The 536-nt window shown below is 52.2% G+C and carries 1 pseudogene; it reads right to left on the bottom strand.

What is annotated here, in order from left to right:
- Nucleotides 1-254: 254 nt before the first annotated feature.
- Nucleotides 255-536, bottom strand: a pseudogene (locus EXE45_RS20970) (hypothetical protein); the annotation flags it as partial.

Here is a 536-nt window from a genome sequence, read left to right as displayed (position 1 = left end):
GCCCCCCAACCTCCCCCCGCGGTGGACCGTAGAGAATTTACTGAGGGGTTGCCGTACTGCTCACGAGCTAAGCGAACATCCTCCACATCGGAACCTACGTACGTTCACCCGAGTTACCGTTCGACTTCGTTTTCATTGTAATCGATAACTTGGTGTCACCAATTGAAGTTTATTACAGTGTGAGATTTTACTTATATACGAAGTGAGTGCGGCGCAGCGGCTCAGACTGGAATCAATTTTTCCTCGTCAGATAGTCACTGATCCCAGAAGGCTTCGATCCGGTCATCAAGATCAGTAAGCACAGTTGTGAGTACGTCCCGCCAGTCGTCGGGATAATCGGTATCCGCTCCAGGGGTCGATGTATCTGGGGGCGGATGAAAGTGCTTGCGGGTGTTATGATCATTGGGGTGCCGATCCCATCGGCAGTCCCACGAGTTCCCAGTCTGGTACTGCTCAGAATAGTGGATGTTGAAGTCGTCAGTCTCGAACCATCGAATCCGTAGATACGCACGGGTGACCCCGCCTGGATAGAATCC

The sequence above is a fragment of the Halorubrum sp. SP9 genome (assembly GCF_005435015.1).
In the GTDB taxonomy this organism is placed as follows: Archaea; Halobacteriota; Halobacteria; order Halobacteriales; family Haloferacaceae; genus Halorubrum; species Halorubrum sodomense.
This window is presented reverse-complemented; position numbering and strand designations above follow the sequence as displayed.